Origin of the sequence: Pseudomonas sp. GW460-12-10-14-TSB1, assembly GCF_017349775.1 — a bacterium.
GTDB classification, from domain to species: Bacteria; Pseudomonadota; Gammaproteobacteria; order Pseudomonadales; family Pseudomonadaceae; genus Aquipseudomonas; species Aquipseudomonas piscium.
Map to the genome: position 1 here is coordinate 67,534 of NZ_JACNAC010000010.1, position 26,347 is coordinate 93,880.

Below are 26,347 nucleotides of genomic sequence, written 5' to 3' on the forward strand. Positions count from 1 at the left end.
GGAGTTCCGGGCCGGGCAGACAGGCGCGGGGCACTCCTCTCATCAAATGTTTGCGCAGATGCTATCAGAGACGCAGGCGACCGCCACGACTGCGTGCGGTCCCCAGGCCATGAGGCAGCAGGCTGGAACGGGTATGGGCATGGCAGATGGCAATCGCCAGGGCGTCCGAGGCGTCGATCTGCGGCTTGCTGGTCAACTTGAGCAAGTGCATGACCATCATTTGCACCTGCTCCTTGTTGGCCCCGCCAGTGCCCGCCACCGCCTGCTTGACTTGAGTAGCGGTGTATTCGGCGATTTCCAGGCTTTCCTCGGCCCCCGCCACGATCGCCGCGCCACGGGCCTGGCCCAGTTTCAGGGCCGAGTCGGCATTACGCGCCATGAACACCTTTTCAATGCCCATGGTCACCGGACCGTAGGTCTGAATGACCTCACGAACCCCGCGATAGACAATTTGCAGCCGCTCATGCAGCTCGCCGGCGCCGGTTCGAATGCAGCCCGAAGCCACGTACACGCAGCCACGCCCGGTATCACGTACCACGCCGTAACCGGTGATGCGCGAACCCGGGTCGATACCAAGAATAAGAGTCATAACGCCTGCAAAGAGAAAATTCGGTTGCCTAAGGTAACGCCGGAAGAAGCCGGAGAAACAAAAAATCGCAGCCTTCGACAGCTCCCCTACAGGTACAGCCTAACCCTGTGCGTAAAGGGGGGGGAAACCGCCGAAGGCTGCGATCTTTTATCGTGCTATCAGCCGAGTTGCTCGGCCACCGACTCGGGAATATCCGCGTTGGAGTAGACGTTCTGCACATCGTCCAGATCTTCGAGCATGTCGATCAGCTTGAGGACCTTCTCGGCGCCTTCCAGATCCAGTTCGGCGCTGGTGGTCGGCTGCATGACGATTTCCGCGTCGTCGCCCTTGAAACCGGCCTCTTCGAGTGCGTTACGTACCGCATAGAAACCAGTGAACGAGGTAAACACATCGATCGAGCTGTCTTCATGAACAACCACGTCGTCGGCGTCGGCTTCCAATGCCGCATCGGTCAGTGCGTCCTCATCGACGCCCGGCGCAAAGCTGATCTGCCCCTTGCGTTCGAACAGATACGCCACCGAACCGTCGGTACCCAGGTTGCCGCCACATTTGCTGAACGCATGGCGCACGGCCGCTGCGGTACGGTTGCGGTTGTCGGTCATGCATTCGACCATCACCGCCACGCCACCCGGGCCATAACCCTCATAGGTCAGCTCTTCGACGTTGTCGGCCTCGGTCGCACCAGCGCCACGGGCAATAGCGCGATCGATGATGTCGCGGCTCATGTTGGCACCCAGGGCCTTGTCCAGGGCCAGACGCAGACGCGGGTTGGAACCGGGTTCGCCACCGCCCTGGCGAGCGGCGACCGTCAGCTCACGGATCCACTTGGTGAAAATCTTGCCTCTCTTGGCATCCTGACGCTCTTTGCGGTGCTTGATGTTCGCCCACTTGGAATGACCTGCCATAACGCGCTCCAAATTCTCTTTGAAACATTGCCCGCAACGCCTGTAACGGCGGGCGGGCAACAAATATCTCGACCCAATAGAAAAAGGCGCATCCGCAGATGCGCCTTCAGGTCGGCCTTACTCAGCCTTCGGCTGTTCGCGCAGGCGGATATGCAGCTCGCGCAGCGCCTTGGCGTCGACCAGGCCAGGAGCCTGGGTCATCACGCAAGCGGCGCTCTGGGTTTTCGGGAAGGCGATCACTTCACGGATCGACTGGGCGCCGGTCATCAGCATCACCAGACGGTCCAGACCGAACGCCAGGCCACCGTGCGGCGGTGCGCCGTACTTCAGGGCGTCGAGCAGGAAGCCGAATTTCTCTTCCTGTTCCGCTTCGTTGATGCCCAGCAGACGGAATACCGCCTGTTGCATTTCCTTGCGGTGGATACGGATCGAACCGCCACCCAGCTCGGTGCCGTTGAGCACCATGTCGTAGGCACGGGACAGCGCAGTCGCCGGGTTGGCTTCCAGCTCTTCCGGCGAGCACTTCGGCGCGGTGAACGGGTGGTGCAAGGCGGTGAAGCTGCCGTCGTCGTTCTCTTCGAACATCGGGAAATCGACAACCCACATCGGCGCCCATTCGCAGGTCAGCAGGTTCAGGTCGTGACCGAGCTTGATCCGCAGCGCGCCCAGGGCTTCGCTGACGATCTTGGCCTTGTCGGCGCCGAAGAACACGATGTCGCCGTCGACCGCACCCACGCGATCGAGAATCACATTCAGGTTGGCTTCCGGGATGTTCTTGACGATTGGCGACTGCAGACCGTCAACGCCATTGGCGCGCTCGTTGACCTTGATGTAGGCCAGGCCCTTGGCACCGTAGATGCCGACGAACTTGGTGTAGTCGTCGATCTGCTTGCGCGGCATGCTCGCCCCGCCAGGAACGCGCAAGGCGGCGATACGGCATTTCGGATCGTTGGCCGGGCCGCTGAACACCTTGAATTCGACTTCCTTGAGCTGGTCGGCAACGTCCACCAGTTCCAGCGGGTTACGCAGGTCCGGCTTGTCGGAACCGTAACGACGCATGGCCTCTTCAAAGGTCATGTGCGGGAACTCGCCGAATTCCAGATCCAGCACTTCCTTGAACAGGTTGCGGATCATGCCTTCGGTCAGGCCCATGATGTCTTTTTCATCGAGGAAGCTGGTTTCGATGTCGATCTGAGTGAACTCAGGCTGACGGTCGGCACGCAGGTCTTCGTCGCGGAAGCATTTGGCGATCTGGTAGTAGCGGTCGAAGCCGGCGACCATCAGCAGCTGCTTGAACAGCTGTGGCGACTGCGGCAGAGCGAAGAAGCTGCCGGCGTGGGTACGGCTCGGCACCAGATAGTCACGCGCGCCTTCAGGGGTGGCACGGGTCAGGATCGGGGTTTCGACATCGAGGAAACCGTTCTCGTCCAGGTAGCGACGGATGCTGGTGGTCATGCGCGAGCGCAGACGCAGCTTCTCGGCCATTTCCGGACGGCGCAGGTCGATGAAGCGATAGCGCAGGCGGGTTTCTTCGCCCACGTCGGAGTATTCGTTGAGCGGGAACGGCGGGGTTTCCGCTTCGTTCAGCACTTCCAGCTGGTAGCCCAGGACTTCGATCATGCCCGAAGCCATGTTGGCATTGCCGGCACCGGCCGGACGCAGGCGCACCTTGCCGGTGATCTTGACCACGTATTCGCTGCGCACGCGGTCTGCGGCGGCGAAGGTTTCAGCGCGGTCCGGGTCGAACACCACCTGGGCCAGACCTTCACGATCACGGATATCGAGGAAGATCACCCCGCCATGGTCGCGACGACGGTGGACCCATCCGCAAAGGGTAACTTCCTGACCTTCCAGGCTTTCGTTCAGTTGGCCGCAATAATGGCTGCGCATCATGGTAGTGGTTTCACTTCTCGTAATTCGAAATTCGATGGGAGGCCTTGCGCACCTCGGGGTACCGGATAATGCAAGAGCTCGCGCGTGTCGTTCAACTTAATCAGCTTTGTCGCCACCGGCCAGATTCTTCTTGGCGCCGGTTTTGAAGTCGGTCTCATACCAGCCCGAACCGCTGAGGCGGAAACCTGGCATGGACAGCATTTTTTTCAGCTCAGGCGCCTGGCAGGCAGGGCAATCGACCAACGCAGGCGCGCTGATCTTTTGAATGGCTTCCAACTGATGACCACAGGAAGCACATTGGTAGTCGTACATGGGCATGGGAGCGTCTCGGCGTACTTAACGTCTGGCTTAACCCGTGCCGAGGCCCGGGTTATATAGCAAAGGGCGGGATTATATCCATTAAATCGGCCCTGTGCAGCCGTATGACGGCACCGATAGACCACCGCCCGCCGAAACAAAGCCAGCGCCCCGCTGCCATACCCAGCCTATCGGGCCTGAGGGCGAACAGCCATGATCGGACGACAAGTCATGCCCCATAAAGGCAAATGGCGCCGATAACGGCGCCATTCGGTCTGCGGGATTACTGCTCGCTCAACAGCGAGCGCAGCATCCACGCGGTTTTCTCATGCACCTGCATCCGCTGGGTCAGCAGGTCCGCGGTGGGTTCGTCGCTGACCTTGTCGATGATCGGGAAAATGCCACGGGCGGTGCGGGTCACCGCTTCCTGCCCCGCCACCAGTTGCCTGATCATCTCATCGGCGCTTGGCACGCCCTCTTCTTCCTTGATCGAAGAAAGACGCGCATAGATGGAGTAAGCACCTGGCGCCGGGAACCCCAGGGCGCGGATACGTTCGGCGATCAGATCCACCGCCAGCGCCAGTTCGTTGTACTGCTCCTCGAACATCAGATGCAGCGTGCGGAACTGCGGACCTGTGACGTTCCAGTGAAAATTATGGGTCTTCAGATACAGCACATAAGTATCTGAAAGCAGGCGAGAGAGCCCCTCCACGATGGATTTGCGATCTTCTGCGCCGATACCGATATCGATTGCCATGTCTATCTCCGTTAACACATTGAATTCAACAGATCAGGTACCGGACCACTCTAGCAAGACTGTCCTGCACCCGCAGCCCGGGATCGCCCGAGGCACTGCGACAAATCGCCCACCAGGCGGACGACCAGTGCCTGGAAGAAAGCCCAGGCTCGTTGTGACCCGCCTGAAAAGCCGCCGTTCCAGGTTTTTTGGGTGCTGGCTCTCTAGAACAAGGCTTTGCCCGATAGTCCGGTATTCCCTCGGGACAACCAGGGCTTTCTCCCTCCATCCGGCTACAGCGCCTGATTTGAGAAGGCCTGGGCTTTGCTGTTAAATAGAGGCCGTGTCGCTGTTGCCTATTTCTCGGCCTCAGCGCATAGGCTGATCTCGCGCACGTGCTCACCGCCTCCCATTGTTCAGAAGCGAACCGTGCACGCTCAGCTCTTCCTTGTGATCCGTCTTAACGTGAGTTCATTAAAATGTTGAAAATCGTCCACCTGCTAACGGGCGCAGCGGCCTTGCTGCTGTCCTTTATCCCTAGCCTGCGATCTGAAGCCGTTCCCTTCCTGCAACAACCCGATGCTCTTTACCTGGCCTTTTTCGGCCTGCTCAACCTGACGCTGGCTCCGGTTATCCCTTACTGGAACAAAGGCCCGCGCCATCAACTGCAAAACCTGGTCAGCGCGCTTCTGGTGCTGGCGGTGGTCTTGCAGACCTTGACCCTGCTGGCACCAATGCCGGTTATCGCAGGTCAACCGGCTGTGCTGTTCAGCCTGGTGACCGCAGCGATCGCCGTTCTTCTGCACCTGGCCGTCAGCTTCTACAAATCGTCCCCCTCGGCCAATACGTCGCAAACCTACGACATGAGCAATCGCGATACCGGTACCGTCAAGTGGTTCAACACTTCGAAGGGTTTCGGCTTCATCTCGCGCGACTCCGGCGATGACATCTTCGTGCACTTCCGCGCCATCCGTGGCGAAGGTCACCGCGTCCTGGTGGAAGGCCAGCGCGTGGAGTTCTCCGTCATGAATCGCGACAAGGGCCTGCAAGCCGAAGACGTGATTGCGGCATTGCCGCGTCGCTGATTCACGCCCATAAAAAAACCGCGACGCAGCCAGGCTGCTCGCGGTTTTTTATTGCCTGAACGGCAAGCCGTCCGGCGCTCAGTAATGTGGCGGCGGAGCCTCTTCTTCGAATGACTCGAACTGTCCCACCATTTCTTCCTGACGCTTGAGCAAGGCGGCCATCTGCAACTGCAGGCGCTCGACCACCCGCTGCTGCCCTACCAGCACATCGTTCAGGGCTTGAATGGTGTCATCCTGAAAAGCCAGTCGGCTTTCCAGGTCGGTTACCCGCTCTTCCAGGCTCATGACTCAGCCCTCCAGAAACTTGAAATCATCGGTCAGGACCAGTCGTAACCGCTCACGAATCGCAGCCACCTGTTCGGCACTGTAAGGTTTGGCAGGCAGCTTGCCCCATACCGGAGCAGGCCAGGCCTCATCGTCGCGCTTGCGAACGATAACGTGCATATGCAACTGGCTGACGACATTACCCAGAGTCGCCACATTCAACTTGTCCGCATCGAAAGAGTCTTTAAGCAACTCCGCCAGCGCCGTGGTTTCTCGCCATAGTTGCTGCTGGTCCGCGTCATCCAATTGAAACAACTCACTGATATCTTCCCGGCGCGGTACCAGGATGAACCACGGGTAATTGGAATCGTTGGACAACAGCAGCCGGCAAAGGGGGAAATCCCCAATGGGCAATGTGTCTTGTTGAAGTCGTGGATCTAAAGCGAACACCGCGCGCACTCCCGCTCAGCTCATCAAGTTTCAGCTTAGCGAACGCCATGACCGGCTGCCCGCCAAGCGACAGAACGGCAGCATACCTGCGAAAGCTCTTCCGTTCATCGCTCTGCTGCGCAGATCCCGCCTCAATATTCATCCTCGATGCCACACGTCAGAGCGCCCCGACCTGGAACATTTTCCAACGGGCTGCACCACGACTGAACGAAGCCCATAAAAAACAAGGAAAAAACCGCGAAAGAGCCTCTTCCCTGCACATTCTTCAGCGCCCGACGGCGGATGATGATTGAGCTGCATCAAGAAACTTTTGCACCAAAACCTCACAGTGCGTCTACGCTCAGTGCGTTAACCATCCGCTATCTACTCACTCAGCAGGGTGAACCGGTAACGTTTTGGAATGTCGTGCGTTTTTTTCAGGGAGCAACACCAGGAGGACAGGGAACGTCAAGCCCAAACAAAACGACCTTAAAACCACTGTTTTATGCGGTTTTTACAGCCCGAAGGGCTATCGCCGAAAAAAACTCGGTGCCTTTGCGTTTTGTGCACGCTTGTTGCATTCACACCCACATTGTCCCAGGAGAAGCCATCGGAAAAAGGCTTCTCCTGAGACTAATAACAATAGTGGCAAGGCTGCCCCATGGAGATTTGACTGCTTGACCAAAGTTCTTTTTGTTCCAGGTTCAAGCCTTCGAAAACAGCGCTGAAGTTGTCAGTCCGGGTACATGCGGACTGCGGATTTGCGACATTGATCGAGCATTTTGCGACAGGGTCGTAAAGAAGCTGAAAGGACTGATACGTAAGTATCGCCAACATTGTCGGCGTGATATAAGTTTGCGCCGACACAAAAAGAAAGAGCCGCCCAGATAATAAAACAGGTGGGACGGCAGTACTCTTCTAAAAACCAAAGGAGCAAATCACGATGCGCGTGATGAAGTGGAGCATGATCGCACTGGCAGTTGCAGCAGCCGCCAGTACTCAAGTGGCTACGGCCGCACCTTTCGTAAGTGACCAGTCTGAAGCCAAGGGCTTTGTTGAAGACGCAAAATTCGACGTACTGTTGCGTAACTATTACTTCAACCGTGACAACAAAGACCACAGCAACGATCAGAAAGACTGGACCCAGGGCATCTGGGGCAACTTCAGCTCCGGTTACACCCAGGGTACCGTAGGCGTCGGTGTCGATGCGTTCGGTTATCTGGCGATCAAACTGGACGGCGGCGACGGCACTGGCGGTACCGGCAACATGAGCCGCGACTCCGATGGCGACGTCAACGATAGCCAGGGCAAAGCAGGCGCGGCCGTCAAATTTCGCGTCTCCAAAACCGAGTTGAAAGCCGGCGACATGCAGCCAAGCACCTCCCCGGTGTTCGCGGTCGGCGGTTCCCGTATCCTTCCTCAAACTGCCAGCGGTTTCCAACTGCAGAGCAGCGAGATCAAAAACCTTGATCTGGAAGCCGGTCACTTCTATTCGTCCACCAGCCAGGACCGAAATGCCCGTGATGGTGGCCTGTACGCCAACTACGCTGGCGTGGAAGCCAACACCATCGACTATTTCGGCGGCAAATACGGCATCACCGACAATCTGAGCGCATCGCTGTACGGCGCCAAGCTGGAAGATATCTGGAACCAGTACTACGCCAACCTGAACTACACCATCCCGATGGGTGGCGATCAGTCGCTGAACCTGGACGGTAACATTTACCGCACCACTGACTCCGGCAGCGCCAAAGCTGGTGACATCAGCAACACCACGTTCTCCCTGGCAGCCGCTTACTCGTTCCTGAAAGCGCATACCATCACCGTCGCCTTCCAGAAGGTCAACGGCGATACCCCGTTCGACTACATCGGCGTGGGCAAGAACAACCGCGGCGGCGACTCGATCTTCCTCGCCAACTCCATCCAGTACTCTGACTTCAACGGCCCGAACGAGAAATCCGCACAGATCCGTTACGATCTGAAGATGGCCGAGTACGGCATTCCTGGTCTGAGCTTCATGACCCGCTATGTCAAAGGCTGGGATATCGATGGCACCGGTCTGGCTGCCAACAGCATGTACCGTAATAAAGACACCGGTGCTCCGCTGTACGGTGCCGATGGCAAACACAACGAGACCAACTTCGAAGCCAAGTACGTTGTTCAGTCTGGCCCGGCAAAAGATCTCTCCTTCCGCGTTCGCCAGGCTTGGCACTTCGCTAACGCCGACCAAGGTGAGGGCGACATCAAAGAGTTCCGCCTGATCGTCGACTACCCACTGTCGATCTTGTAATAGCGGTTACTTAGCAAGTAATAAAAAAGGCCCATCATTCGATGGGCCTTTTTATTGGGGTTGGCGACTCGCTGAAGCTCCGGTTATCGACAGCTAATTGTTACAACCAGGTTTCAAACATCTTCCAGCGAGTACCGCGTTAAAAGCCTGACCATTCGATCAGACTCTTAACCCCTATCCCCCTTACTTACTCAAACAGCCGCTTCCTGAACCACGCGAATCACTCGCTGTGGAAACGGAATATCAATACCCGCTTCCTTCAAGCGATCACGGGACAACTCGTTGAAACGGAACATCACGTCCCAGTAATCCGCGGTCTTCACCCAGACACGCAGGGAAAGGGTAATGGCGCTGTCGCCCAGCATGGAAACCACCGCCACCGGCTCCGGATCGGCCAGTACACGCTCGTCCTTGGCCAGATCCAGCAGGACCTCACGGGCCTTTTGCAGATCAGCCTCGTAGTTCACACCCACATCGAAGATCACTTTGCGGGTCAGCTGGCGGTTGTGGTTGGTGATGATGCCGTTGGACAGATTGCCGTTAGGCACGATGACGGTCTTGTTGTCACCGGTACGCAGCACCGTGTGGAAGATCTGGATGCTGTCGACCGTGCCGCTGATGCCCTGGGCTTCGATCACGTCGCCGATGCGGAATGGACGGAACAGCAGGATCAGCACGCCGCCGGCGAAGTTGGCCAGGCTGCCTTGCAAGGCCAGGCCAATGGCCAGGCCTGCCGCACCGATCGCGGCAACGAACGAAGTGGTTTCGACACCGATCATCGAGGCCACGCTGACAACCAGCAGCACCTTGAGAATGACGTTCGCCAGGCTGCTGATAAAACCCTGCAGGGCCTGGTCGGCATTACGCAGCGCCAGCAACTTGCCGACTTTTTGCGTCAAATTGTTGATCAGCCACCAGCCGATGGCCAGTGTGATGACGGCCAGCAGTACCCGACTGCCGTATTCCATGATCATCGGAATCCAGGCTTGGGAAGCCTTGACCAGGTTGTCCACTTCAGCATTCAAATCCATCTATCTCTCCTGATTCCCGGCTGCCGGGCACACAAAAAACAAGGGCAGAACGAGTAGCCGTATAAAGGCTCAATCGTTTCTGCCCACTACTCGGGCCTCGGACGCCAATAAGCTCGCGAGGTTCCCGAAAAATCCCATCAGTCGCGGAAGTTGTTGAACTGCAGCGGCATGCCGAACTCTTTCGCGCGCAGAGCGGCGATGGCTTCTTGCAGATCGTCGCGCTTCTTGCCGGTAACCCGTACCTGCTCGCCCTGGATCGCAGCCTGGACCTTCAGCTTGGCGTCCTTGATGTGGGCAACGATCTTTTTCGCCAACTCTTTGTCGATGCCTTCCTTGAGGGTGGCTTCCTGCTTCATCACCTTGCCCGAAGCGTACGCGTCCTTGACCTCAAGGCACTGCACATCGATCTTGCGCTTGACCAGGGCCAGCTTGAGGATCTCGATCATCGCTTCCAGCTGGAATTCGGCTTCAGCGGTCAGGTTGACGGTCAGTTCCTTTTCCTTGAACTCGAAGCTGCCCTTGCCCTTCAAGTCATAGCGGCGGTCCAGCTCCTTGACGGCGTTTTCCACGGCGTTGGTGACTTCGTGCTTGTCCAGTTCGGATACCACGTCAAACGACGGCATGTAATTTCTCCAATAAAAAAGGGGCGCAGCTCGATAAAGATGGAGCACGCCCGGTTTGCGGTTAAAATCCGGGCTCATTATAACGGGTCTTTCCCCTCCTTCACTGCGAGCCGCGCATGCGCCTGCCAAACCGAGTACCACGCTGATGTCGACTACCTGGCACATTCTGGGCGCGGGCAGCCTCGGCACCCTGTGGGCGACACGCCTGGCCCGGGCCGGCTTGCCGGTGCGCCTGATCCTGCGCGATCAGGCCCGCCTGCAGGCTTACCAGGCCGCGGGGGGGCTGACACTGGTGGAACAAGGGCAGGCCAGTTTCCATGCCATTCCCGGCGAAACCCTCGACAACCCTGAACCCATTACCCGCCTGCTGGTGGCCTGCAAGGCCTATGACGCGCAACAGGCCGTCAGCCAGCTGGCCGCGCGCCTGACACCCGACGCCGAACTGGTCCTGCTGCAGAACGGCCTGGGCAGCCAGGACGCCGTGGCCGCCCAGGTGCCGCAGGCCCGCTGCATTTATGCCTCGAGCACCGAAGGCGCCTTTCGCGATGGCGACTGGCGCGTGGTGTTCGCCGGTCATGGCTACACCTGGCTGGGGGACGCCAGCCACCCCACCGCGCCTTTCTGGCTCGACGACCTGAGCGCCAGCGGCATCCCCCATGAATGGAGCGCGGACATCCTGACCCGCCTCTGGCGCAAGCTGGCGCTCAACTGCGCGATCAATCCCCTGACGGTCCTGCATGACTGCCGCAACGGCGGCCTGCTGCAGCATCATTGCGAAGTGGCGATGCTGTGCGTCGAGCTGAGCGAACTGCTGGAACGTTGCGGCCAGCCCGCCGCGGCGGAAAACCTACAACAGGAAGTGGAGCGGGTGATCCAGGCGACCGCCGCCAACTACTCCTCCATGTACCAGGACGTCGCCAGCCGGCGCAGAACCGAAATCAGCTATTTACTGGGGCATGCCTGCGACGTTGCCACCAGGCACCAGTTGCACCTGCCCAACCTCAGCCGCCTGCGTCGGCTATTGGTGGAACACCTGCAACAGCGCGGATTGCCCAGCGACTGAGCAGCGGCTACGCTGCCCACGTGTTCCTCTCTAGCGACGTCCCCGATGCCATTGCGCCAGCGCCTTGAAAACCTGCCGGTCGGCCAAAAACTGCTGGCCGCCTTGCTCGTCCTGCTGATTACCGTACTGCTGGTCGCCAACCTGACCTTCATCAGCGCCGCCTACTGGATCTCCCAGGAAAGCATGGCCCCGCAAGCCTTGCAGACCATCGGCCGGCTGGTGTCCAACCCGACCCTGGCCGAACAGGCGCTGGATTCGCCGCAAAACGCTGAAAAACTGCTCAACGAACTCAACAGCTATTCCCCCCTGCGCGCCGCAGCGATCTATGACGGCAAAGGCACGCGCCTGGCCCAACTGCAACATGGCGAACGCCTGAGCCTGCCGGAGCGCTATCGGCATATCGAAGCCTGGCAACTGACCGAATTTCGCAGCAACCAGATCATCACCCTGCCCCGCGCCGGCCAGCCTCCCGGCCATCTGTTGCTGGTGGCCAGCAGTGAACTGCCGATGGCCTTCTACACCGGCACCCTGACCGCGAGCCTGGGCATCCTGATCTTCAGCGTGCTGCTGTGGCTGGTGATTGCCCGGCAGATCAAACGGCTGATCACCCGCCCCATTCATCAGTTGGAAGAACTGTCCCGGCAGGTGACCCGCGAAGAGAACTATTCCCTGCGCGCCGCCCGCGGCAACCACGATGAAATCGGCAGCCTGGCCGAGGCCTTCAACACCATGCTGTCGCGCATCGAAGCGCGAGAACAGCAACTCAAGCGGGCCCGCGACGATTCCCAGGCGGCCTATGACCAGGCCCAGGGCCTGGCCGAAGAAACCCGCCATACCAACCGCAAGCTGGAACTGGAAGTCCAGGTGCGCAGCAAGATCGAAAAGAAACTCACCGGTTTTCAGAACTACCTCAACAGCATCATCGACTCCATGCCCTCGGCCCTGATCGCCCTGGACGAGCAGCTCTACGTCACCCAATGGAATCAGGAGGCCAGCGCCCTCTCCGGCACGCGCCTGGATGAAGCACTGAATCAGCCGATCTTCCTCGCCTTCGAACCGCTCAAGCCGTTCCTGCCACAGCTCAAGGAAACCGTGGAGCAGCATACGGTCACCAAGGTCGAGCGGGTCACCTGGGTCAAGGACGACGAAGCCCGACACTACGCCCTCACCTTCTACCCGCTGATGGGCGGTACCGGGCGCGGCGTGGTGATCCGGATCGACGACATCACCCAGCGCCTGTCCCTGGAAGAAATGATGGTGCAGTCGGAAAAAATGCTCTCCGTGGGTGGCCTAGCCGCCGGCATGGCCCACGAAATCAACAACCCGCTGGGGGCCATCCTGCACAACGTGCAGAACATTCGCCGGCGCCTGTCCCCCGAGCTGCCGAAGAATCAGGAACATGCCGAGCAGATCGGTATCGAGCTGGAAACCGTCAACCATTACCTGCAGAGCCGCGAAGTGCCGCAACTGCTCGATGGCATCCAGCAGGCTGGCGCCCGGGCGGCGAAGATCGTGACCCATATGCTCAGTTTCAGCCGGCGCAGCAACCGGCAGATGGCGCCTTGCGACCTGCCGGCATTGATCGACCAGGCGGTGGAGATTGCCGGCAACGACTTCGACCTGGCCATAGGCTTCGACTTCAAGGGCCAAGCCATCATCCGCCAGTTCGACCCGCAACTGGGGCCGGTGCCCGGTACCGCCAACGAACTGGAGCAGGTCCTGCTCAACCTGCTGAAAAACGCCGCCCAGGCCATTCACCAGCGGGTAGACGACAGCGAACCCGGGCGCATTATCCTGCGCACCCGGCTGAACCCGCCCTGGGCGGAAATCCAGGTCGAGGACAACGGTATCGGCATGAGCGAAAACGTGCGCAAACGGACCTTCGAGCCGTTCTTCACCACCAAGGAAATCGGCCAGGGCACCGGCCTTGGGCTGTCGGTTTCGTACTTCATCATCACCAACAATCACAAAGGCCAGATGGAAGTGCAGTCGACGCAGGGTCAGGGCACTTGCTTCACCTTGCGTTTGCCATTGGCGGGCAGTCAGCCGCCACCACTGGAACATCCCCCACTGGAGAGGTAAGCATGGGCTTTCGCTTGTCGAAGATTTACACCCGCACCGGCGACAAAGGCGAAACCGGGCTGGGTGATGGGCGCCGGGTTCCCAAGGACCATCCGCGGGTCGAGGCCATCGGCGAAGTCGATACGCTGAACAGTCAGCTGGGGCTGCTCCTGGCCGGGCTGATCGAACAGCGCATCGAGCATCCGGGCCTACAGGAACTGATCGACGTCCTGGCGCCCTGCCAGCATCGCCTCTTCGACCTCGGTGGCGAGTTGGCCATGCCGGTGTATCAAGCACTGAATACCGCGGAAGTCGAGCGCCTGGAAGCGGCCATTGATGTCTGGAACGAAGAGTTGGGGCCACTGGAGAATTTCATTTTGCCAGGCGGTTCGGCCTTGATCGCCCAGGCCCATGTTTGCCGCAGCCTGGCCCGCAGTGCCGAGCGACGCTGCCAGCATCTGAATGCCGTGGAACCGCTGGAGGGGGTCGGCCTGGCCTATATCAATCGCCTGTCCGACTTGCTGTTCGTGGCGGCGCGCCTGATTGCCAAGCGCCAGGGGATTGCCGAGATTCTCTGGCAAGCGGCGGCGAAACCCGAATAACGCCCCCCCTGATCGCCAACAAGCCCGCTCCTGCAACTTATGCAGGAGCGAACCGGCTGGTGACTGACCTCAGGGCCAGAACGCGCGAATCCCCGCCACTCCTTGCGCCCCGGCTGCCCAGGCCTGCTCGCGCTGGTCCGGACCGACGCCGCCCAGCAGGTACACCGGCTTGTTGAAACCGCTGATCAGTCGGGCGGCCTGCTCCCAACCCAGTGGCTGCGCCTCAGGATGGGTCTGGGTCGGCTGGACCGGCGACAACGTCACGAAGTCCACATCCATCTGCTGCGCCAAGGACAGCTCTTCAGCGTCATGGCAGGACGCCGCCAGCCAACGTTCCTTGCCAAAGGGGCGCCCGGCGCTGGCGTATTTGCGCAGCTGCGCCGAGGTGATATGCCAGCCCGCCGAGGGGAAGTCCCCCAGCCATTCGAACGGCCCCTTGAGCATCAATTGCGCCTTGCCCGCGCACAGGCCGACCGCATCCACCGCCAGGTCGCGGTATTGCGGGTCGTAGCCGTTGGGGGCACGTAATTGGATCAACTTGATGCCGCCGGCAATAGCCTTCTGCATGCCCCGCAACAGCGCCGGTGTTTCCAGGTCTTCCGGGGTGATCAGGTATTCGCCCGGCAAACGCGCCGCCGCCACGATCGGCTGGTTGGCCGCCGGGAACTCGTAGTTCTCCAGCTCACGGGACGTAACCCAGGCCAAAGGCTGACCCTCGGCGCCATGGGGTTCGCCGGTAAAAGCGAAAACTTCCCAGACATCCAGCAACACCTGCTTGTCCGGGTAGTCATGCTGCACCTTGATCAACGGCCGCGCCTGGGACACCAGAATGCCCAGCTCCTCCTGCAGCTCACGGGTCAACGCCGCTTCCACCGCCTCGTCCGCTTCGACCTTGCCGCCGGGAAACTCCCAGAGGCCGCCCTGATGCTGGGTATCGGCACGTCGGGCAATCAGGATCCTGCCGTCGGCATCACGGATAACGGCCGCCGCCACATGTACTCGTTTCACCGTACAACTTCCTCTAAACCGGCTTTCTGCCAGGCCTTGAAGGCTGGCCATTGATAGATCGTTTCAACATAGGCGGCATCGACGGCCGGCAGCGCCACCCGATAGGTGCGCAGGCGCACGGCGATCGGTGCAAAAAAGGCATCAGCCAGGCTGACCCGGCCAAACAGGAAAGGCCCTGGCTCGGTCGCAGCTGCGCGACACTCGGCCCACAAGGCCAGCATCCGCTCGATGTCGGCCTGGGCTTCGGGCGGCATGGGTGACAGCGCGGCATCGCGGCTCAGGTCGAACGGCAGGTTGCCGCGCAGGCCGAAGAAACCGCTGTGCATCTGCGCGCAGGCGGAGCGGGCCTGAGCCCGGGAGGCCACATCGCGCGGCCAGAGCTCGGCTTCGGGAAAACGCTCGACCAGGTATTCGGCAATCGCCAGGGAGTCGGCGATGGTGCCGTGCTCGGTCTTCAGCAACGGGACTTTGCCAGTCGGCGAATGCTTGAGAATCCGCTCGCGGGTATCGGGCTGGTTCAGCTTAATCAGTTCTTCGGTGTAAGTCGCGCCGGCCAGCTCAAGCGCCAGGGCGGCGCGCAGCGACCAGGAGGAATAGAGTTTGTCGCCGATGATCAGGTGGAGATTCATGTCGGGCACCTTTCAGAGGGAATGGAGGCCCAGGGCCTCCATCGCGAGCAGGCTCGCTCCTACACGTGATGCGTCGAAGCGAGTAGCGGTGTACTCAGGTACGGTATTCCGCGTTGATTTTCACGTACTCGTGGGACAGGTCGGTGGTCCAGATGGTTTCGCTGCAATCACCGCGCCCCAGCTCGATGCGGATGGTGATTTCTTCCTGCTGCATCACCGCCGCGCCCTGGGCTTCGGTGTAGCTGGCGGCACGCGCGCCGCGGCTGGCGATGCACACTTCGCCGAGGAAAACATCGATCTTGCTCACATCCAGGTCCGGCACACCGGCACGACCGACAGCGGCCAGGATACGCCCCCAGTTCGGGTCGGAAGCGAACAGCGCGGTCTTGATCAATGGCGAGTGGGCCACGGTGTAGCCGACATCCAGGCACTCCTGGTGATTGCCGCCGCCGTTGACTTCGACCGTGACGAACTTGGTCGCGCCTTCGCCATCACGCACGATGGCCTGGGCCACTTCCATGCACACTTCGAACACGGCCTGCTTCAGCGCGGCGAACAGCGGGCCGCTGGCTTCGGTGATTTCCGGCAGGGCTGCCTGGCCGGTGGCGATCAGCATGCAGCAGTCGTTGGTGGAGGTATCGCCGTCGATGGTGATGCGGTTGAACGACTTGTTGGCACCGTCCAGCAGCAGGTTCTGCAGCACTTCACGGGAGACTTTGGCGTCGGTGGCGATGTAACCGAGCATGGTCGCCATGTTCGGACGAATCATGCCCGCGCCTTTGCTGATACCGGTGACGGTGATGGTCACGCCGTCGTGCTGGAACTGGCGGCTGGCACCCTTGGGCAGGGTGTCGGTGGTCATGATGCCAGTGGCCGCGGCGGCCCAGTTGTCCACGGACAGGTCATCCAGCGCGGCCTGCAGCGCGCCTTCGATCTTCTCGACCGGCAGCGGCTCGCCAATGACCCCGGTGGAATACGGCAGCACGGCGCTGGCATCGACGCCCGTCAGTTCGGCCAGCTTGGCGCAGGTGCGGGTCGCGGCGGCCAGGCCTGGCTCACCGGTACCGGCGTTGGCGTTGCCGGTGTTGGTCAGCAGGTAACGCACAGGGCCTTGCACACGCTGCTTGGCCAGGATCACCGGAGCGGCGCAGAACGCGTTCAAGGTGAACACACCGGCCACTGTAGAGCCCTCGGCGCAGCGCATGACCACAACATCCTTGCGCCCCGGGCGCTTGATGCCCGCCGAAGCGATACCGAGTTCAAAACCGGCAACCGGGTGCAACGTTGGCAAAGGACCAAGACCAACAGCCATGAATGCGCTCCTCTTTAACCTGATGTGTGCACTGCCATCGCAAAAGGCAGTGCGGCGAATGGAAAAACGCCGCGACGGCTGATGCCGGTCGCGGCGCGGGTATTTCAGTGTCTGGCGAAAATCTTAGTTGATCTGGCCGTGACAGTGTTTGTACTTCTTGCCCGAACCGCAGTAGCACAGTTCGTTGCGGCCCAGTTTCTGCTCGTTGCGTACCGGAGCGGAGGCCAGGGCCACGTCGACATCGACGCCCTCTTCCAGCGCTTCCGGCTGCTCCAGGCCCGGGGCTTCGGCGTGCTCGAACTGCATACGCTGAGCCAGTGCCTCGGCTTCCTGACGCAGGCGCGCCTCTTCCTCGACCGGATCCTCGCGACGAACCTGAACGTGCGACAGCACACGGATCGAGTCGCGCTTGATGGAATCCAGCAGCTCGGAGAACAGGGTGAAGGACTCGCGCTTGTATTCCTGCTTCGGGTTCTTCTGCGCATAACCACGCAGGTGAATACCGTGACGCAGGTGATCCATGGTCGACAGGTGGTCTTTCCACAGGTCGTCCAGTACGCGCAGAACGATTTGTTTCTCGAAGGTGCGCAGTGCTTCGGCACCGGCCTGGTCTTCTTTCTCGTTGTACGCCGCCACCAGCTCGTTCAGCAGCTTCTCGCGCAGGGTTTCTTCGTACAGGTGATCGTCTTCGTCGAGCCATTGCTGGATCGGCAGGCTCACACCGAAGTCGCTCTGCAACGCAGCTTCCAGACCGGCCACGTCCCACTGCTCAGGCAGCGATTGTGGAGGAATGTGCGCGCTGACGGTGGCGTTGAGCACGTCCTGGCGGAAGTCGGAAATGGTCTCGCCGATGTTGTCCGCGGCCAGCAACGTGTTACGCATGTGATAGATCACTTTACGCTGTTCGTTGTTGACGTCGTCGAACTCGAGCAGTTGCTTGCGAATGTCGAAGTTGCGGCCTTCTACCTTGCGCTGGGCCTTTTCGATCGCGTTGGTCACCATGCGGTGCTCGATCGCTTCGCCGGACTGCATGCCCAGGGCCTTCATGAAGTTCTTCACCCGGTCGGAGGCGAAGATGCGCATCAGGCTGTCTTCCAGGGACAGGTAGAAACGGCTGGAACCGGCGTCGCCCTGACGACCGGCACGACCACGCAGCTGGTTGTCGATACGGCGCGATTCGTGACGCTCGGACGCGATCACCTGCAGACCGCCGGACTCCAGTACCTGCTGGTGACGCTTCTGCCAGTCGGCCTTGATCTGGGCAATCTGCTCGGGGGTCGGGTTTTCCAGGGAGGCGACTTCGACTTCCCAGTTACCGCCCAACAGGATGTCGGTACCGCGACCGGCCATGTTGGTGGCGATGGTCAGGGCGCCCGGACGACCGGCCTGGGCAATGATTTCCGCTTCTTTTTCGTGGAACTTGGCGTTCAGGACCTTGTGCTCGATGCCTTCCTTCTGGAGCAGGTTGGACATGTGCTCGGAAGTTTCGATGGTCGCGGTGCCCACCAGAACCGGACGGCCCTGGGTCATGCATTCCTTGATGTCGCTGATGATCGCGGCGTACTTCTCGTCCGCGGTCAGGAACACCAGGTCGTTGTAGTCTTTACGTGCCAGCGGCTTGTTCGGCGGGATGACCATCACCTGCAGGCCGTAGATCTGATGGAACTCGAAGGCTTCGGTATCCGCGGTACCGGTCATGCCGGACAGCTTGGTGTACAGACGGAAGTAGTTCTGGAAGGTGGTCGACGCCAGGGTCTGGCTTTCGGCCTGGATGTTGAGGTTTTCCTTGGCTTCGATGGCCTGGTGCAGGCCTTCGGACAGACGGCGACCCGGCATGGTACGACCGGTGTGCTCGTCCACCAGGACTACCTGGCCATCCTGGACGATGTATTCGACGTTGCGGTTGAACAGCTTGTGCGCGCGCAGGCCGGCATAGACGTGGGTCAGCAGGCCCAGGTTGTGCGCCGAGTACAGGCTCTCGCCTTCCGCCAGCAGGCCGACCTGGGTCAGCATCTCTTCGGTGAACTGGTGACCGGCTTCGTTGAGCTCGACCTGACGGGTCTTCTCGTCGACGGTGAAGTGACCGGCCTTGGTGACCTCGCCTTCCACTTCCTCGACGTGCAGCTCAAGGCGCGGGATCAGCTTGTTGATTTCGGTGTACAGGCGGGAACTGTCCTCAGCCTGGCCGGAGATGATCAGCGGGGTACGGGCCTCGTCGATCAGGATCGAGTCGACTTCGTCGATCACGGCAAAATTGAGCTCGCGCTGGAACTTGTCTTCCATGCTGAAAGCCATGTTGTCGCGCAGGTAGTCGAAACCGAATTCGTTGTTGGTGCCGTAGGTGATGTCGGCGGCGTAGGCAGCGCGCTTCTCTTCCGGCGGCTGGAACGGCGTGACCACGCCGACCGTCAGGCCGAGGAATTCATAGAGCGGGCGCATCCAGTTGGCGTCGCGGCGGGCCAGATAGTCGTTCACCGTGACCACGTGCACGCCCTTGCCGGACAGCGCGTTGAGGTAAACGCCCAGTGTTGCCACCAGGGTCTTGCCTTCACCGGTACGCATTTCGGCGATCTTGCCTTCATGCAAGGTCATGCCGCCGATCAACTGTACGTCGAAGTGGCGCATACCCATGACCCGCTTGCCGGCTTCGCGGGCGACCGCAAAGGCTTCGGGAAGCAGTTTGTCGAGGGATTCACCTTTGGCTATGCGGGCCTTGAACTCTTCAGTCTTGGCGCGCAACTGATCGTCCGAAAGGGCCACCATTTGCTCTTCGAAGGCATTGACGATCTGTACCGTCTTGAGCATGCGTTTGACTTCACGCTCGTTCTTGCTTCCAAAAAGTTTCTTTAACAAAGGCGCAAACATATCGGCAGGATCTTCCACACATAGGGATGGAGGGCGGCCCCGTGAGTCGCCCGTGCAGCCCTCATGGCCGCATGCGAACGAGCATTCTACCCGGAAACGATGGTGAGGAAAGTGGCGTTATTCCACGATGCTGGTACAGCGCTGTGACGGGGCTCACTTACAATAAGGCCTTTTGCGCCAGTTTCAACCCGGACGAGTACGAAGTTAACCATTGATTTAATAGATAAAGCCGCGCCTGCGCGATGAGCGAGGCCTGGCCAGCGCTTTCTGCTACCATGGCGGCTCTGTAACTTCAGGTGTCTGATCATGGCATTTCGCCCTCTTACGGCCAGAGCACCCGCCGTACTCCTTCGCGAAGCCAAGCCCCTCAAAGCCATACTCGGCCACGCCCAGCGCCTGGCGCATTTGCAGCGCCTGCTGGAAAGCCAGCTGCAACCGGCCGCGCGCGAGCACTGCCACGTCGCCTCCTGGCGCGAAGGCAGCCTGTTGCTGATCGTTACCGACGGCCACTGGGCGACACGCCTGCGTTATCAGCAAAAACGCCTGCAACGTCAGCTTCTGGAATTCAATGAGTTCAACAATCTGACGCGGATCCTGTTCAAGGTGCAGCCTCCCACCGTGCAACGCGGCGCGGCCGGTCACACCATGGACCTGTCGAGCAATGCCGCCGAGACCATTCAGGCCACTGCCGACGGCATCGCCGATCCCAACCTGCGCGCGGCCCTGGAGCGCCTGGCCAGCCACGCCAAACCACGGGCGTAACTGGCCAGCCATCGATCAGCGGCGCTTGCTGCCACCCAGCAGAGACCCCATCAACCCGCGCACCAGTTGCCGGCCCAATTGGTTGGCGGCCTGGCGCATGGCGGACTTCAGGGCCTGACCGGCGGCAGTGCCGAGGAACTCACCGGCCCGATCGGTAAAGCTCGGCTCCTCGGCAACCGGTTTGCCCGGCGCAGCCTCGGCTTCAGGTGCCAGGCCCTTGCGCCCCATCAGCACTTCATAGGCGGACTCACGGTCGATCGGCTTGTCATAACGGCCGACCAACGGCGAACTGCTGATCAGCGCGGCACGCTCAGCCTCGGTCAACGGCCCGATGCGCGATTGCGGCGGTGCCACCAGCACTCGCTGGACCATCTCCGGCGTACCTTTTTCCTGCAGGGTACCGACCAGCGCCTCGCCAATCCCTAGCTCGGTCAGCACCGACAACGCGTCGAACGCCGGGTTCGGCCGGAAGCCATCCGCCACGGCGCGCAAGGATTTCTGTTCCTTGGCGGTGAATGCCCGCAAGCCGTGCTGGATGCGCAGCCCCAGTTGCGCCAGCACGTCGTCCGGCAAGTCGCCCGGCGACTGGGTGACGAAGTACACGCCCACGCCTTTGGAGCGAATCAGCCGCACCACCTGCTCCAGCCGGTCCTGCAACGCCTTGGGCGTGCCGGCGAACAACAGGTGGGCCTCGTCGAAGAACAGCGCCAGCAGCGGCTTTTCCGCATCGCCGCGCTCCGGCAGTTGCTCGAATAGCTCGGCCAGCAGCCACAGCAGGAAGGTCGCATAGACCTTGGGCGCCTCATGCACCAGGCGGCTGGCGTCGAGCAGGTGGATCCGCCCGCGACCGTCACTGGCCGGCTGCAGGATGTCTTCCAGTTGCAAGGCCGGTTCGCCGAACAAGGCTTCGGCGCCCTGCTGCTCCAGGGTGGCCAGGCGCCGCAACAAAGCCTGGCTGGAACCGGTGGTCATCAGCGCCGCGTCATCCCCCAGCAACTGCGGGTTGTCCTTGAGGTGGTTGAGCAACGCCTTGAGGTCTTTCAGGTCGAGCAGCAACAGACCTTCGCGGTCAGCCACCTTGAATGCCGCGTACAACGCCGACTGCTGGCTGTCGGTCAGTTCCAGCAGGCTGCCCAGCAGCAGCGGGCCCATTTCGCTCAGGGTGGTCCGCAGCGGGTGCCCGGACTGCCCGTGGATGTCCCACAACGTGACCGGATAAGCCTGGGGCTTGTGGTTCAGCCACGGCATCCCGGCAATACGTTCGGCCACCTTGCCCTGGGGATTGCCCGCGGCTCCCAGGCCGCACAGGTCACCCTTGATATCTGCGGCGAACACCGCGACACCGGCATCGCTGAAGGCTTCCGCCAGTCGTTGCAAAGTGACGGTTTTCCCTGTCCCGGTAGCACCTGCCACCAGCCCGTGACGATTTGCCAGGCGCATGGCCTGGGCAATCGGTTGCCCCGCGAGATCGGCACCGATAACGAGTTGCGATGAATCCGGCATTTTGTCACCCATGATTAATCTTTAGCCTTGACCGGCCGATATCAGACCAGAAAAGACTGAAAAATAGGTCAGATAATTCCCTAAGGAGAGATGGAAATATCAACTTACTTTCAACCCCGCCCATTTTGCGCGCTTTTATAAGAGCACGCTCGTGACATTAAGACCTTAGCGGACACCACAAGCCATGAACAAAAACCTGCGCTTCAGCCATAAAATCCTGCTTGCCGCCGCCCTCATCGTCATTGCCGCCTTCGCCTCCTTCACGCTGTACAACGACTACTTACAGCGCAACGCGATCCGTGAAGACCTGGACAATTACCTGCATGAAATGGGCGATGTGACCGCGAGCAACATCCAGACCTGGCTCACCGGGCGCATCCTGTTGATCGAAAACCTGGCGCAAAACCTGGCGATCGACCCGCAATCGACCAAGGTCGCCAGCCTGCTCGAACAGAAGGCCCTGACCTCGACTTTCATGGCCTCCTACCTGGGCGATGCCAGCGGCAGCTTCACCATCCGCCCAGACGCGAAGATGCCCGACGGTTTCGATCCCCGCGTTCGCCCCTGGTACAAGGGCGCCGAAAGCAGTAGTGGCTCGACCCTCACCGAACCCTATATAGATGCAGCCACCGGCCAGCTGATCATTTCTGTCGCCACCGCCTCGCGTCATGCCGGGCAGAGCATCGGCGTGGTGGGCGGCGACCTGAGCCTGCAGACCCTGGTCGAAACCCTCAATGCCCTGGATTTCGACGGCATGGGCTATGCCTTCCTGGTCAGCGCCGACGGCAAGATCCTGGTGCACCCGGACAAGGCGCTGGTGATGAAGAGCCTGAGCGAGGCCTACCCGCAGAACACCCCGCGCATCAATGGCGACTTCAGCGAAATCGAAGTCGAGGGCAAGACCCGCATCGTCACCTTCACCCCGATCAAGGGCCTGCCGTCGGTGAACTGGTACATCGGCCTGTCCGTGGACAAGGACAAGGCGTTCTCGATGCTCAGCGAGTTCCGCGCTTCGGCCATCATTGCCACCGTCATAGCCGTGGCCATCATCATCGCCCTGTTGGGCATGCTGATCCGGGTGCTGATGCAGCCCTTGCACGTCATGACCCGCGCCATGCAGGACATCGCCGAGGGCGAAGGCGACCTGACCCGCCGCCTGACCATCCAGAACCAGGATGAATTCGGCATCCTCGGCACCGCGTTCAACCGCTTCGTGGAACGCATCCACGGTTCGATCCGCGAAGTCTCGTCGGCCACCGAGCACGTCAACGAAGTCGCCCTGCGGGTGGTCAGCGCTTCCAACTCGTCGATGCTCAACTCCGACGAGCAGGCCAGCCGCACCAACAGCGTGGCCGCGGCGATCAATCAGCTCGGCGCCGCCGCCCAGGAAATCGCCCGCAACGCCGCCCAGGCTTCGCAGCAAGCCAGCGATGCGCGCAACCTGGCCGAGGACGGCCAGCAAGTGGTGGACCGCAGCATCCTGGCGATGAACCAGCTGTCGGACATGATCAGTGCCTCCAGCAGCAACATCGAGACCCTCAACAGCAAGACCGTGAACATCGGGCAGATCCTCGAAGTCATCACCAGCATCTCCCAGCAGACCAACCTGCTGGCCCTCAACGCGGCCATCGAAGCGGCGCGGGCGGGCGAGGCCGGGCGCGGTTTTGCCGTGGTCGCCGACGAGGTGCGCAACCTGGCCCACCGCACCCAGGAGTCGGCGCAACAGGTGCAGACCATGATCGAGGAGCTGCAAGTCGGCGCCCGCGAGTCGGTGAGCACCATGAGCAACAGCCAGCGCCACAGCCAGGACAGCGTGGAAATCGCCAACCAGGCCGGCGAACGCCTGAACAGCGTGACCCAGCGCATCGGTGAGATCGACGGCATGAACCAGTCGGTCGCCACCGCGACCGAGGAACAGACCTCGGTGGTGGAGTCGATCAACATGGACATCACCGAGATCAACACCCTGAACCAGGAAGGCGTGGAAAACCTGCAGTCGACCCTGCGCGCCTGTTCCGACCTGGAACAGCAGGCCGCACGCCTGAAGCAATTGGTCGGCAGCTTCCGTATCTGACCCCTTCAGCTACCCGGTGCCAGGGCAAAATCCAGGCACCGGACTGGCGACAATCGTTCCTGCATCCGCAGCAAACCGTTCATCCAGACACTTCGCCAAGCGCCACGGCAGCCCGACCGAACATCTATCCTTGATAAGGGTCAACCCTAAGGAGAGCAGCGGATCGGAGGGATGATCATCGTGCATATCGCTGACATAACCATGTTCTACGCCCCTGCCAGCGGTGGTGTGCGCACCTATCTGGACGCCAAGCACCGTCGCCTGGGACGCCAGCCAGGCATCCGTCACAGCCTGCTGGTTCCCGGGGCCCACTTCAACGAACGCGACGGTATCTATAAAGTCCCCGCTCCCCCCCTGCCCTTTGGCAAGGGCTACCGCTTTCCCCTGCGCCTGGGGCCCTGGCGCAATATCCTGCAGGACCTGCAACCGGACCTGATCGAAGTCGGCGATCCCTACCTCACCGCCTGGGCGGCCCTGGATGCCCGGCGCCAGCTGGACGTACCTGTGATCGGCTTCTATCACTCGGACCTGCCGCTGCTGGTCAGCAACCGCATGGGCCCCTGGCTGACCCCGAATGTCGAAGCCTACGTGCGCAAGCTGTACGGCAACTTCGACCGGGTCCTGGCCCCCAGCCAGGTCATGGCCGACAAACTGATCGGCCTGGGCGTGCGCAACGTCTATGTGCAACCGTTGGGCGTGGACCTGCAGACCTTCCACCCGAGTCACCGCGACCCCGGCCTGCGCACCGCACTGGGGATTGCCGAAGACTGCCGCCTGCTGATCTTTGCCGGTCGCGGCTCCAAGGAAAAGAACCTGCCGGTGCTGCTCAACTGCATGCAACGCCTGGGCAAGCGCTACCACCTGTTGCTGGTGGGCTCGGCCATGCCGACCGCGGTACCGGAGAATGTCACGGTGATAAACCAGTTCTGCCCCGCCCCTCAGGTCGCCCGCCTGATGGCCAGCGCCGATGCCCTGGTCCACGCCGGGGACCAGGAAACCTTTGGCCTGGTGATCCTGGAAGCCATGGCCAGCGGCATTCCGGTGGTCGCGGTGGCCGCCGGTGCCTTTCAGGAAATCGTCACCGCGGAAGGTGGCTTGCTCTGTGCACCGAACAATCCGCTGGCGATGGCCAATGCCGTGCAAGAGCTGTTCGCCCAGGGGTGTGCCGAGCGAGGCCAACGGGCGCGCCGGCATGTCGAGCGCTACTACGCTTGGGATAGGGTGGTCGCCAGCCTGCTGGAGCACTATCGCGCCGTGCTCGGCACCCAGCAGCCGATGCTGGCCCATGGTTGAGTCCGCCGGTGTGCCCAGCGTGCTGCTGGTCTTGCACGATGTCGCGCCACAAACCTGGATCGACTACCAAGTCTTCGTCGAAGCGGTCGACGCCATGGGCAACGTACCGATGACCTGGCTGGTGGTACCGGATTTTCACCGGCACAACCCGCTCGATGCCCATCCCGGTTTTCGCCGGCTGCTCAGCGCGCGCCTGGAACGGGGCGACGAACTGGTGCTGCATGGTTGCTTCCATTGCGACGACCAGCCGCCACCGAGCACCCCGTACGACTGGTTCATGCGCCGCCTGTATACCCGTGAGGGCGAGTTCCACAGCCTCTCGGAAAATGCTGCCCTGGCACGCCTGCATGCCGGGCTGGAAGTGTTCCAGCGCTATAACTGGCCCGTGCAGGGGTTCGTCGCCCCCGCCTGGCTGATGAGCCCGGGCACACGCCAGGCCCTGCGCCAACTGCCCCTGCGCTACACCAGCGGCCCGCAGCATCTGTACCGGCTGCCGGACTTCTCGCCGATCGCCGCCCCCGGCCTGGTGTGGAGCGCCCGCAGCGCCTGGCGCCGACAAGTCTCCCGGCTGGTCAACGCCCAACGCGAACGACGCTGGCGACAGGCACCGGTCATTCGCCTCGGCCTGCACCCGGTGGACATGCGTTACCCCGACTCGCGCCAGTACTGGCTGGACATCCTCGAACGCCTGCTGGAGCAAGGACGCATACCGCTGACCAAGGCCGACTGGCTGGACACCCAGCCGCCGAGGGCGCGCGGTGCCCCATGAGCCGGACGATCGGGTCGGTATTCTTGCTGATGGTCGGGCGCCCTTGCTGCGCACCCTGATGAAGCTCAAGCAGGCTTAGGCGGGTCTGTATCCGGAACATCCTGCTGCAACTGCTGCCACAACTCGGCGGCACCGGGAAATTCGGTACCGTCCTCGGCGCTCATGTCATCTGGGTCGTAGCGGCTCAGGCAGCCCTCACCGAGGGTGGCGGGTGCCTTGGATGTGGCTTTATCCAGTGGATCACTCATCGGCCGATCCTTATGA

Annotated in this window: 24 protein-coding genes and 1 pseudogene; 10 read left to right on the plus strand and 15 right to left on the minus strand. The window is 61.1% G+C overall.

Annotated elements, in window-relative coordinates; translation table 11 throughout:
- Positions 1 to 64 precede the first annotated feature (64 nt).
- The 5 genes from ruvC to J4D52_RS09230 form a co-directional block, all read right to left on the minus strand.
- On the minus strand, positions 65 to 589 hold the full coding sequence (ruvC, locus tag J4D52_RS09210; RefSeq protein WP_007931118.1) for a crossover junction endodeoxyribonuclease RuvC: 525 nt from the start codon (positions 587 to 589) through the stop codon (positions 65 to 67).
- 158 nt (positions 590 to 747) lie between these two features.
- Positions 748 to 1,494: a YebC/PmpR family DNA-binding transcriptional regulator gene (locus J4D52_RS09215; protein WP_102676956.1), complete on the minus strand. Its 747-nt coding sequence runs from the start codon at positions 1,492 to 1,494 to the stop codon at positions 748 to 750.
- A 117-nt stretch (positions 1,495 to 1,611) separates the two neighbouring features.
- Positions 1,612 to 3,387: an aspartate--tRNA ligase gene (gene aspS, locus J4D52_RS09220; protein WP_053280613.1), complete on the minus strand. Its 1,776-nt coding sequence runs from the start codon at positions 3,385 to 3,387 to the stop codon at positions 1,612 to 1,614.
- Positions 3,388 to 3,483: 96 nt separating this feature from the next.
- A complete protein-coding gene (locus J4D52_RS09225) occupies positions 3,484 to 3,705 on the minus strand; it encodes an FmdB family zinc ribbon protein (protein WP_007931131.1) in 222 nt (73 codons plus the stop codon).
- 262 nt (positions 3,706 to 3,967) lie between these two features.
- Positions 3,968 to 4,441: a Dps family protein gene (locus tag J4D52_RS09230; protein WP_025805907.1), complete on the minus strand. Its 474-nt coding sequence runs from the start codon at positions 4,439 to 4,441 to the stop codon at positions 3,968 to 3,970.
- Positions 4,442 to 4,899: 458 nt separating this feature from the next.
- Here J4D52_RS09230 and J4D52_RS30640 point away from each other — a divergent pair, with 458 nt between their 5' ends.
- A complete protein-coding gene (locus tag J4D52_RS30640) occupies positions 4,900 to 5,505 on the plus strand; it encodes a cold-shock protein (RefSeq protein WP_009050471.1) in 606 nt (201 codons plus the stop codon).
- A 78-nt stretch (positions 5,506 to 5,583) separates the two neighbouring features.
- Here the strand turns inward: J4D52_RS30640 and J4D52_RS09240 are convergent, their stop codons facing one another.
- On the minus strand, positions 5,584 to 5,790 hold the full coding sequence (locus J4D52_RS09240; RefSeq protein ID WP_009050472.1) for a SlyX family protein: 207 nt from the start codon (positions 5,788 to 5,790) through the stop codon (positions 5,584 to 5,586).
- Positions 5,791 to 5,793: 3 nt separating this feature from the next.
- Complete coding sequence (locus J4D52_RS09245) at positions 5,794 to 6,219, minus strand: HIT domain-containing protein (RefSeq protein ID WP_063432784.1); 426 nt, start codon at positions 6,217 to 6,219, stop codon at positions 5,794 to 5,796.
- 922 nt (positions 6,220 to 7,141) lie between these two features.
- Between J4D52_RS09245 and J4D52_RS09250 the strand changes: the two genes are divergently transcribed.
- The gene (locus tag J4D52_RS09250) at positions 7,142 to 8,488 is read left to right on the plus strand and encodes an OprD family porin (RefSeq protein WP_025805911.1); all 1,347 of its coding nucleotides are present in this window, start codon (positions 7,142 to 7,144) and stop codon (positions 8,486 to 8,488) included.
- Between the two features lie 191 nt (positions 8,489 to 8,679).
- On the opposite strand, the gene J4D52_RS09255 is transcribed toward J4D52_RS09250, so the two are convergent.
- Positions 8,680 to 9,519 carry a mechanosensitive ion channel family protein gene (locus tag J4D52_RS09255; protein WP_025805912.1) on the minus strand — a complete coding sequence of 280 codons (840 nt, stop codon included), beginning with the start codon at positions 9,517 to 9,519 and terminating at the stop codon, positions 8,680 to 8,682.
- Between the two features lie 137 nt (positions 9,520 to 9,656).
- Complete coding sequence (locus J4D52_RS09260; RefSeq protein ID WP_007931144.1) at positions 9,657 to 10,142, minus strand: YajQ family cyclic di-GMP-binding protein; 486 nt, start codon at positions 10,140 to 10,142, stop codon at positions 9,657 to 9,659.
- Between the two features lie 145 nt (positions 10,143 to 10,287).
- Between J4D52_RS09260 and J4D52_RS09265 the strand changes: the two genes are divergently transcribed.
- Genes J4D52_RS09265 through J4D52_RS09275 form a run of 3 tightly spaced genes read left to right on the plus strand, consistent with a single transcriptional unit; the run spans position 10,288 to position 13,868 of the window.
- Positions 10,288 to 11,205, plus strand: coding sequence for a putative 2-dehydropantoate 2-reductase (locus J4D52_RS09265; RefSeq protein WP_102676955.1), 918 nt, complete (start codon positions 10,288 to 10,290; stop codon positions 11,203 to 11,205).
- Positions 11,206 to 11,250: 45 nt separating this feature from the next.
- A complete protein-coding gene (locus tag J4D52_RS09270; protein WP_102676954.1) occupies positions 11,251 to 13,287 on the plus strand; it encodes a HAMP domain-containing sensor histidine kinase in 2,037 nt (678 codons plus the stop codon).
- Between the two features lie 2 nt (positions 13,288 to 13,289).
- Complete coding sequence (locus tag J4D52_RS09275; RefSeq protein WP_102676953.1) at positions 13,290 to 13,868, plus strand: cob(I)yrinic acid a,c-diamide adenosyltransferase; 579 nt, start codon at positions 13,290 to 13,292, stop codon at positions 13,866 to 13,868.
- 69 nt (positions 13,869 to 13,937) lie between these two features.
- Here the strand turns inward: J4D52_RS09275 and J4D52_RS09280 are convergent, their stop codons facing one another.
- From J4D52_RS09280 to secA, 4 genes are all read right to left on the minus strand, one after another.
- Positions 13,938 to 14,876: a Nudix family hydrolase gene (locus J4D52_RS09280; RefSeq protein WP_102676952.1), complete on the minus strand. Its 939-nt coding sequence runs from the start codon at positions 14,874 to 14,876 to the stop codon at positions 13,938 to 13,940.
- Positions 14,873 to 15,505 carry a glutathione S-transferase gene (locus tag J4D52_RS09285; protein WP_063432786.1) on the minus strand — a complete coding sequence of 211 codons (633 nt, stop codon included), beginning with the start codon at positions 15,503 to 15,505 and terminating at the stop codon, positions 14,873 to 14,875. Before J4D52_RS09285 ends, J4D52_RS09280 begins: the two co-directional genes overlap by 4 nt.
- Positions 15,506 to 15,599: 94 nt before the next feature.
- Positions 15,600 to 16,817, minus strand: a complete 1,218-nt coding sequence (gene argJ / locus J4D52_RS09290) for a bifunctional glutamate N-acetyltransferase/amino-acid acetyltransferase ArgJ (RefSeq protein WP_023966924.1) — start codon at positions 16,815 to 16,817, stop codon at positions 15,600 to 15,602.
- 123 nt (positions 16,818 to 16,940) lie between these two features.
- The gene (gene secA / locus J4D52_RS09295) at positions 16,941 to 19,682 is read right to left on the minus strand and encodes a preprotein translocase subunit SecA (protein ID WP_102676951.1); all 2,742 of its coding nucleotides are present in this window, start codon (positions 19,680 to 19,682) and stop codon (positions 16,941 to 16,943) included.
- A 306-nt stretch (positions 19,683 to 19,988) separates the two neighbouring features.
- On the opposite strand from secA, the gene J4D52_RS09300 reads away from it, so the two are divergent.
- Entirely contained in the window at positions 19,989 to 20,444 is a 456-nt protein-coding gene (locus J4D52_RS09300) for a DUF721 domain-containing protein (protein ID WP_102676950.1), read from the plus strand.
- 15 nt (positions 20,445 to 20,459) lie between these two features.
- On the opposite strand, the gene J4D52_RS09305 is transcribed toward J4D52_RS09300, so the two are convergent.
- Positions 20,460 to 21,947: a helicase HerA-like domain-containing protein gene (locus J4D52_RS09305; RefSeq protein WP_025805922.1), complete on the minus strand. Its 1,488-nt coding sequence runs from the start codon at positions 21,945 to 21,947 to the stop codon at positions 20,460 to 20,462.
- Between the two features lie 184 nt (positions 21,948 to 22,131).
- Here J4D52_RS09305 and J4D52_RS30730 point away from each other — a divergent pair.
- From J4D52_RS30730 to J4D52_RS09320, 4 genes and pseudogenes are all read left to right on the plus strand, one after another.
- Positions 22,132 to 23,163: pseudogene (locus J4D52_RS30730) on the plus strand (cache domain-containing protein); the annotation flags it as partial.
- 93 nt (positions 23,164 to 23,256) lie between these two features.
- Complete coding sequence (locus J4D52_RS30735) at positions 23,257 to 24,021, plus strand: methyl-accepting chemotaxis protein (RefSeq protein ID WP_370686811.1); 765 nt, start codon at positions 23,257 to 23,259, stop codon at positions 24,019 to 24,021.
- Positions 24,022 to 24,192: 171 nt separating this feature from the next.
- The gene (locus J4D52_RS09315; RefSeq protein ID WP_102677831.1) at positions 24,193 to 25,314 is read left to right on the plus strand and encodes a glycosyltransferase family 1 protein; all 1,122 of its coding nucleotides are present in this window, start codon (positions 24,193 to 24,195) and stop codon (positions 25,312 to 25,314) included.
- The gene (locus J4D52_RS09320) at positions 25,307 to 26,083 is read left to right on the plus strand and encodes a DUF2334 domain-containing protein (protein WP_173678566.1); all 777 of its coding nucleotides are present in this window, start codon (positions 25,307 to 25,309) and stop codon (positions 26,081 to 26,083) included. The genes J4D52_RS09315 and J4D52_RS09320 overlap by 8 nt, the downstream gene beginning before the upstream one ends.
- A 65-nt stretch (positions 26,084 to 26,148) precedes the next feature.
- On the opposite strand, the gene J4D52_RS09325 is transcribed toward J4D52_RS09320, so the two are convergent.
- Positions 26,149 to 26,331 carry a hypothetical protein gene (locus J4D52_RS09325; protein WP_102677830.1) on the minus strand — a complete coding sequence of 61 codons (183 nt, stop codon included), beginning with the start codon at positions 26,329 to 26,331 and terminating at the stop codon, positions 26,149 to 26,151.
- Between the last annotated feature and the right edge of the window lie 16 nt (positions 26,332 to 26,347).